Origin of the sequence: Okeania sp. SIO2F4, assembly GCF_010672385.1 — a bacterium.
Lineage (GTDB): Bacteria > Cyanobacteriota > Cyanobacteriia > Cyanobacteriales > Microcoleaceae > Trichodesmium.
The window spans coordinates 1-7,566 of sequence record NZ_JAAHGT010000456.1 but is presented as its reverse complement, the minus strand read 5'-3'; the positions used below and the strand labels follow the sequence as shown (position 1 = coordinate 7,566).

8 protein-coding genes are annotated in these 7,566 nt (G+C 37.7%); 7 read left to right on the top strand and 1 reads right to left on the bottom strand.

The features are described from left to right. From F6K22_RS24595 to cas2, 7 genes are all read left to right on the top strand, one after another. Positions 1 to 2,020, top strand: a 2,020-nt coding sequence (locus tag F6K22_RS24595) for a protein kinase domain-containing protein (RefSeq protein WP_293103983.1), incomplete at its 5' end; no start/stop codon positions are given. A gap of 11 nt (positions 2,021 to 2,031) precedes the next feature. Continuing rightward, entirely contained in the window at positions 2,032 to 2,871 is an 840-nt protein-coding gene (gene cas6, locus F6K22_RS24590) for a CRISPR-associated endoribonuclease Cas6 (protein WP_293103980.1), read from the top strand. Positions 2,872 to 3,395: 524 nt separating this feature from the next. Beyond that, complete coding sequence (gene cas4 / locus F6K22_RS24585) at positions 3,396 to 3,899, top strand: CRISPR-associated protein Cas4 (protein ID WP_363274346.1); 504 nt, start codon at positions 3,396 to 3,398, stop codon at positions 3,897 to 3,899. Between the two features lie 759 nt (positions 3,900 to 4,658). Beyond that, positions 4,659 to 5,300, top strand: coding sequence for a CRISPR-associated endonuclease Cas1 (gene cas1, locus F6K22_RS24580; protein ID WP_363274344.1), 642 nt, complete (start codon positions 4,659 to 4,661; stop codon positions 5,298 to 5,300). Positions 5,301 to 5,472: 172 nt separating this feature from the next. Beyond that, complete coding sequence (locus F6K22_RS42470; RefSeq protein WP_363274342.1) at positions 5,473 to 5,580, top strand: CRISPR-associated endonuclease Cas1; 108 nt, start codon at positions 5,473 to 5,475, stop codon at positions 5,578 to 5,580. A gap of 6 nt (positions 5,581 to 5,586) precedes the next feature. After that, a complete protein-coding gene (locus F6K22_RS24575) occupies positions 5,587 to 5,880 on the top strand; it encodes a CRISPR-associated endonuclease Cas1 (protein WP_363274349.1) in 294 nt (97 codons plus the stop codon). A 91-nt stretch (positions 5,881 to 5,971) separates the two neighbouring features. Continuing rightward, on the top strand, positions 5,972 to 6,247 hold the full coding sequence (gene cas2, locus F6K22_RS24570; protein WP_293103977.1) for a CRISPR-associated endonuclease Cas2: 276 nt from the start codon (positions 5,972 to 5,974) through the stop codon (positions 6,245 to 6,247). A gap of 623 nt (positions 6,248 to 6,870) precedes the next feature. Here cas2 and F6K22_RS24565 read toward each other — a convergent pair. Continuing rightward, a complete protein-coding gene (locus F6K22_RS24565; protein WP_293103974.1) occupies positions 6,871 to 7,356 on the bottom strand; it encodes an SLOG cluster 4 domain-containing protein in 486 nt (161 codons plus the stop codon). Positions 7,357 to 7,566 lie beyond the last annotated feature (210 nt).

The following is a 7,566-nucleotide window of genomic DNA, read 5'->3' as shown; positions in this document are numbered from 1 at the left end:
AGAATTTATTCCCCAACAAACAAATGCTTATGCAGTAACAAAATCTCAAGAATTATTTTCTCGTGAAGCAGCAGTTCTCTATCAAATTCAACATCCCCAAATTCCTAAATTTAGAGCTACCTTTGAGGAACATCAACGTCTATTCTTATTACAAGATTACGTTGAAGGCAAAACCTATAGGACTATATTACAAGAGCGTCAGGTGACAAATAGTTTGTTCTCAGAAGCAGAAGTGTTAACTTTTTTAGAACAAATGTTATCGGTTTTAGGTTATATTCACAATTTTGGAATCATTCACCGAGACATATCTCCAGACAATATCATTAGGCGTGAAAGCGACCAAATGCCAGTATTGATAGACTTTGGCGTAGTTAAGGAAATAGCTACAAAAGTTCAATCTCCCGACTTAAGTGTACCTCTGACAAATGTAGGAAAATTTGGCTACGCTCCCTGGGAACAAATTCAATTGGGAAGAGCAACAGCAAATAGCGATCTATATGCTTTGGCAGTTACGACTGTTGTACTGTTGACTGGAAAAGAACCTCAAGAATTAATCGATCAAACTACATTAACCTGGAATTGGCAACGGTCGGTAACAGTTAGTCCAGAGTTGGCTGAGATTATCAATAAAATGTTAAGTCGTCAACCAGGCGATCGCTACCAGTCTGTCTCCGAGGTAGGGAAAGCTTTAGCAACATTACCCGGTGTAAAATATCAGCAATTACCTACTATTAACCAAGAACAAAATAACTTTTCTCCCTCTCAAGAAGTGACAGTAGGTGGAACTCCAAATCAAAATCCTAACACTAATAATAATGATAGCTTTTTTGATAATTATAAGTGGACTGCAACTGCATTAGTGGCACTATTAGTTGTATTATGTGGGGTAGCTTCTTGGGGTGTAGTTAATTTTATCCTCAAACGCAGACAACAACAACCTCAACTTGAGAAAAAAACTGAAATTAATCCCATACCGATACCAACTTTACCAAGTATTGCTCCTACTCCATCATCCCCTTCTCCAACAGCTACATCAACATCATCACCATCACCTACTGTGTCACCACCACCAATTATTTCTGCACCATCCTCAACACCAGAAATAGAAGTGAAACCATTACCTACACCCTCTGCTCTTTCTGAAACTCCAGCAATAAGTTCACCGACATTGGTTACTTCTGAGGAGCGTCTCAATGTATTGCCTGGGGAACCTATATCTATTGAGGGTAATTTGAAAGGGAATGAAACTATTAAGTATATAATTTCTGGCACTCAGGGGCAAAATTTGAATTTATTAGTGACAGGGGAAGGGGTATTAATGAGTTTATTGGGAGCAGATGGAGCAGCAATAGATCGAGTCTCTGAGAAAGTATCTATTTGGAAAGGAAAGTTGCCTACAGATGGTGACTACAAAATAATCCTGACTCCTTTACGTGGTTTACCTGGTACTGACTACAAGTTAGATATTAATTTAATTAATCGCACACCTAAATTTACTCCTACTACTACTCCAGAAGCAACAGACTCACCTATACCTACTACTACTCCAGAAGCAACAGACTCACCTATACCTACTACTACTCCAGAAGCAACAGATTCACCTATACCTACTACTACTCCAGAAGCAACAGATTCACCTATACCTACTACTACTCCAGAAGCAACAGATTCACCTATACCTACTACTACTCCAGAAGCAACAGACTCACCTATACCTACTACTACTCCAGAAGCAACAGACTCACCTATACCTACTACTACTCCAGAAGCAACAGACTCACCTATACCTACTACTACTCCAGAAGCAACAGACTCACCTATACCTACTACTACTCCAGAAGCAACAGACTCACCTATACCTACTACTACTCCAGAAGCAACAGACTCACCTGGACCTATACCACTCAATAAACCCTCCAAGAAGCAGATAGTAAAACCATTTCCCATATCAACCCCACTTGAAAAACTCAATAAAACTCCGTCGAAATTATCTCCACCTAATCCACCCTACACAAATTAAGCATCAAAAAAATGCCCTATAGTCTCGTCCTCAACCTAATACCTCAATCACCTATTCCTACCGGATATCTAACAGGTAGACATCTCCATGCTTTATTCTTAACTTTAGTTAGTTCCGTCGATAAAAATTTAGGCGATCGCCTCCATGAATCTACTGCCAATAAACCTTTTACTATCAGTCTTTTACAAACTAAAAAACCCCAGTCAAAAAATCGCCACCATACTCTCCAATGGCAACATAAAAATTATATTCAAGCAAATACCAATTGTTGGTGGCGAATATCTCTTTTAGACGAGAATTTATTTGGCGAATTAACTAAACTTTGGTTGAATATTAATCCCGACAAACCCTGGCATTTAGGTCCGGCAAATTTAAACATTATTAGTATTCTTAGTACGCCGAAATCTAATCAACCCTGGGTTGGTTCTTTTTCCTATCAAGAATTATATGAAAATGCTTCTAACTCTCAGAGAATTATTACTTTAAATTTTGCTACTCCTACTTGTTTTCGCCAAGGGACTTATGATACCCCGATGCCTACTAAAGATTGTGTGTTTAATTCTCTATTGAATCGTTGGGATAAATATAGTGGGATGGAATTTCAAAAAATTCCACTTGAGTCTATTTATCCAAGTTATCTGGATATTAATACAGAAATTGTTTCTGATTCTCGGAGTAAATTTATTGGGGTAGTGGGTGAGGTTACTTATCGAATTTTTGGAGATATTGAACCAGAGAAAATTAAACATATTAGTGCTTTAGCTGATTTTGCTATTTATTGTGGTTTAGGGAGAAAAACGCCGATGGGAATGGGAATGGTGAGGAGGTTAAATAATATGGGGGTTAATTAATAACTAACATGAAAATGTCATTGCGAGGATTTCAAGCCTCTTGGGGATTAACTCTAGCGAAGGTTAATTAATAACTAACATGAAAATGTCATTGCGAGGGGGAATAATTGATAGTTAATCTAACAAATGAAGCCATTAATACCCCCGAAGCAATCTCAGGCTTAATTAAGATTGCTTCCTTCCACGCAGTGACCGTCGCAATAACTAAAAACTATCTTTTAAACCGTCATTGCGAGGGGGAGTAATTGATAATTAATCTAACAAATTAAGCAACTAAAACCCTTGAAGCAATCTCAGTTTGTATCAAGATTGCTTCGGCGGGATTAATCAGAGCAAAAAATAGCTTTCTTATTTTCTCCATCCCGCCTCGCAATGGCAGACAATTTTTTTAGTAATTAAGTCTTTATACTATCAAAAAGCAAGGTTTTTTTATGCAAAACACTGATTATGTTCCAATTGCTGCTTTGAATCAATATAGTTATTGCCCTCATCGTTTTTTGCGGATGTTTTGTGCTGGATAATTTATGGATAATCAATACACAATTGAAGGTACAACTTTACATGACCGTATCCATACTTTAGGTGAAGGAAACCGAGAAGATGTTTGGCAAGTTCGTGCTGTTTGGTTAAAGTCGGAAAAATATAAATTAATCGGCAAATCAGATTTAATTGAAGCTGAAAATGGTGAATTTTTTCCTGTCGAATATAAACGAGGAAAAAAAGGAAAATGGGATAATGATGAATTACAAGTTTGCGCTCAAGCTTTATCTTTAGAAGAGATGACCAGGAAAACTATTAATACTGGTTATATCTATTATGCTGAATCTCATCAACGGCAACCTGTGGAAATTTCAACAGATTTGAGAAACCAGGCGATCGCTACTATTTCTGATGTGTTGAAGTTGTGCGAGTCGGGAATTGTACCTCTGGCAATTTATAGTCCTCGTTGTCGTGGTTGTAGTCTTTTTTCTCAATGTTTACCTTTAGCAAATGAGCGAGTAAATAAATATAGAGAAGAGGTTTGCTGACACGGATTATGCCACGGATATACGGATTAAGTAACCTAAATGTAGGCTGGGTTGAGGTACGAAACCCAACATTACTGATATTAAAATACTCAAAAAAATTAAAAATCAAAGATAATTATGATTGCCACAAAACCAACAATTATCTATCTAGAAAACACCAGAGTTTAATGTTGGGTTTCACTATCGCTCAACCCAACCTACTACTGAAACTTTAGTTTTCTTACTCCCTCTTCCCTGGCTATTCCTGATAAGGAACTCCTGAAAACCTTGTGGGAGGGTGGGGAGAGGGGGAAGAGGGGGAAGAGGGGGAAGAGGGGGGATTCATTAATTGATAATTGATAATGGCGAACTTGATAATTACAAGAAGGTTTTAACCGTTACACCAATTGAAGATCAGGAAATATTATTTCTTCTCAAGGGGAGATTGGATATGGCTAGGTTTCCTCAGCATCCCTCGACCGCTTTTTTCCCCTATCCAAGGGGAGGCTTTAAACCAAAATTATTTAATTATTAATTATTAATAATTAATAATTCGGTAAGAATCTTGGGGTGAATTTCTTAAAAAAATGTACTTTTCAATACACTTTTCTCAGGAAAAAGCCTCTCAAATGCTTATTCATAACTTGTCTATGCGTGTCAAATTTTATGTTAAGAAAGATGTTTATAAAGCATAGCTTCCCAGGGAGGGAAGGGGGCTGGGGGGTTAGGTTTTTCTAATAACTGAAAAAGCCGATCGCTGATAAATAACTAATAACTGAAATGGGTACTACTTACATAACTCACGAAGATGCTTTTATCGGTAAAAATGATGAACGCTTAGTCGTCAAAGCTGATAAACAAAAACTTTTAGATATTCCATTAATTAAAGTAGATGGAGTTGTAATTTTAGGTCGAGCAACTGTTTCTCCTCAAGTGGTAATGGAATTATTATCCCGACAACTTCCTTTGTCATTCCTAACAGCTAATGGCAAATATTTAGGCAGACTAGAACCCGAGATGACTAAAAATATTTTTGTTCGTTCCGCTCAATGGAAAGCTGCCGGAAAATCTGAACAAGCTGTTCATGCTGTTAAAGGTTTTGTTCGGGGAAAATTGAATAATTATCGAAATATTTTATTGCGTCGGCAACGGGAATCTTCCGAATTAGATTTCCAGCTACCCTTGAAAAAAATAGAAGCAGCGATCGCCCCGATTAATTCTACTAATAATATAGATTCCTTGCGCGGATTAGAAGGTGCTGGAAGTGCTGCTTATTTTGGTTGTTTTGATCGATTAATTAAAGGGTCAGATTTTACCTTTGAAGCTCGGCGACGTCGCCCACCTACAGACCCAGTTAATTCCTTATTAAGTTTGGGTTATGCTTTGTTGCGCCATGACGTACAAAGTGCCTTCAATAATTAATAATTAATAATTAATAATTACCTCTTCTTATAAGAGATAGGATTGGCGCTCAAGGAATTTTTTTCTTCTCTTGGTTGATTGGAGGCTAGCGTTCGCGTAGCGTCCCGGAGGGAACGGAGACCTCGCCATCCCATCCTAACGGACTGCTCCGCAAACAACCGCTTTTTTATCCATGAATGGAGAGGCTTTATACCTTGATGTTCCGGTAAATATTGTTGGTTTCGATCCTTATTTAGGTTATTTACATTATGAACATTATGGTCGTCCTTCCTTAGCTTGAGATTTGATGGAAGAATTTCGTCGTTTGGTGGTGGATAATATGGTTTTAAGTGTTTTAAATAAAGGCTTATTAACCCCCGCCAACTTTACTTCCGAACCTATAAGTGGGGCGGTTAGTTTAACTAAAGAAGGATTGAAAATTTTCCTGCGAGCTTATGAACAAAAAAAACAAACTCAATTTAAACATCCGGTAATACAAAGGAAATGTTCTTATCAAGAAGCTTTTGAACTTCAGGGGCGACTTTTAGCTAAATATTTGATGGGTGAAACTGACAAATATCCGCCTTTAATTTTGAAGTAATTGCTGTTAGATATTTAGAGGCAGATGGAAATACAAATGTTGTCGAAATCTGCCTTTTCTTTTCTGTCTATTTTTTGGGGAAATAATTTTTATGTATGTGGTTGTTTGTTATGACATTTCTGATGATAAACGACGGACAAAAATTCATAAGATTTTAAAATCTTATGGTCAATGGATGCAGTATAGTATTTTTGAGTGTGATTTAACTCAGACTCAATATGCTAAGTTGAGGGGGCGTTTGGCCAAATTTCTTAAAGGCCAGGAAGATAATATTCGTTTTTATTTTCTGTGCCAATGTTGCCAGGGGAAAGTAGAACGGATTGGTGGGCTAGAAGTTAGGGACGATACTGTATTTTTTGTGGAATAGGAGGATTTTTGCGCGGATGGGTAGCTGTACAGCAGAGGTGGGGGAAAATAGGGGGTTGAAATTGTTTGTGGGTAAGGGGTTGAGGGCGATCGAGTCTGGCTGGAGATTCGCGCAAATATTGAAAGCTTTGTTTGGTAAGGGTTTTGGGATTTGTTCTCGGAAAGGGTATTGTAATTTTTTGATGGTTTATTGTAATATTGAGTTGATTCGCGCAAATGAACCTCGAAAACTAAATATGATAAGGGTTCTAAGATCCTACGGTTTAAATAACTAATAATCCCTATTGGGGATTGAAACAAAAAACCTTTGACCCCTGGTAGCGGTATTAGGTAGAAGCGCCTGTTTAAATAACTAATAATCCCTATTAGGGATTGAAACTTGAATATATTCCAGCTTTAAAATATTGCAGCCAGGTTTAAATAACTAATAATCCCTATTAGGGATTGAAACGGGTTCTTCCCAATCTCCAGTAAGGTCTTCTGGTTGTTTAAATAACTAAAAATCCCTATTAGGGATTGAAACAGAAACAACAGTAGTAAAGACAACCATAAGCTGTAGGGGCATCTATGCGAATCGCCCCTACAATATCTACAAAATATTTCAAGGATTGAAACTATTAACTTTCAAACCAAATTCTTAACTACCTCAATAGCACTTTCTGGAGTATCCACAACAAAAACTGTTTCACAAGACAAAGCCACAAAAAAAGCCTGAGTTTCCAAACTACCACCCAACAAAATCACCCTTTTATTATTCTTAATTGCCAAAGCAACTTCTGAGGCAGTACCCGCTCCCATCCCACAGGCAATCACAACATCGCTAGAGAGCACATTAATATTATTCCGACTATTACCCATATCAGTAACAATAGGAATATCCACTGCCTCAGAAATACCATCAAGATTATTCCCTGGCAAAATACCAATAGTTAAACCATTAACAGACTTCGCACCCCGACTCGCAGCATCCATCACCCCGATATTTCGCCCACCCGTCAATAAAACCCAAGACTCTTGAGCAATTAACTGACCTAGTTTATAGGCATTTTTCAGGTCTGTTGAAGTAGCGCCACCTCCCGGACCCATCACACCGATGATAATTTTTTTCATTTTATAGCTAATTAGTCCAGTAGGGTACGTTAACGCAGTGTAACGCACCATCTTACAGCACTTTCCGTTGCCTGTGAGATACACAGCTAACAGGTAAGATACCTGTGCTACAAGAATTTTACCATTTTAACTTGTACATTATTAGTCCGAAATATGCTGTCATACTGACACAGATTCAATGGTGCGTTACGACGGATTGCTAAATCCTTT

Excerpts from the sequence above, each read along its gene's own strand:
- cas4 (WP_363274346.1), top strand. The coding sequence starts at position 3,396 with ATGGATAATCAATACACAATTGAAGGTACAACTTTACATGACCGTATC.
- cas2 (WP_293103977.1), top strand. The coding sequence starts at position 5,972 with ATGTATGTGGTTGTTTGTTATGACATTTCTGATGATAAACGACGGACA.
- F6K22_RS24565 (WP_293103974.1), bottom strand. The coding sequence starts at position 7,356 with ATGAAAAAAATTATCATCGGTGTGATGGGTCCGGGAGGTGGCGCTACT.
- F6K22_RS24575 (WP_363274349.1), top strand. The coding sequence starts at position 5,587 with ATGGAAGAATTTCGTCGTTTGGTGGTGGATAATATGGTTTTAAGTGTT.
- cas1 (WP_363274344.1), top strand. The coding sequence starts at position 4,659 with ATGGGTACTACTTACATAACTCACGAAGATGCTTTTATCGGTAAAAAT.
- F6K22_RS42470 (WP_363274342.1), top strand. The coding sequence starts at position 5,473 with ATGAATGGAGAGGCTTTATACCTTGATGTTCCGGTAAATATTGTTGGT.
- cas6 (WP_293103980.1), top strand. The coding sequence starts at position 2,032 with ATGCCCTATAGTCTCGTCCTCAACCTAATACCTCAATCACCTATTCCT.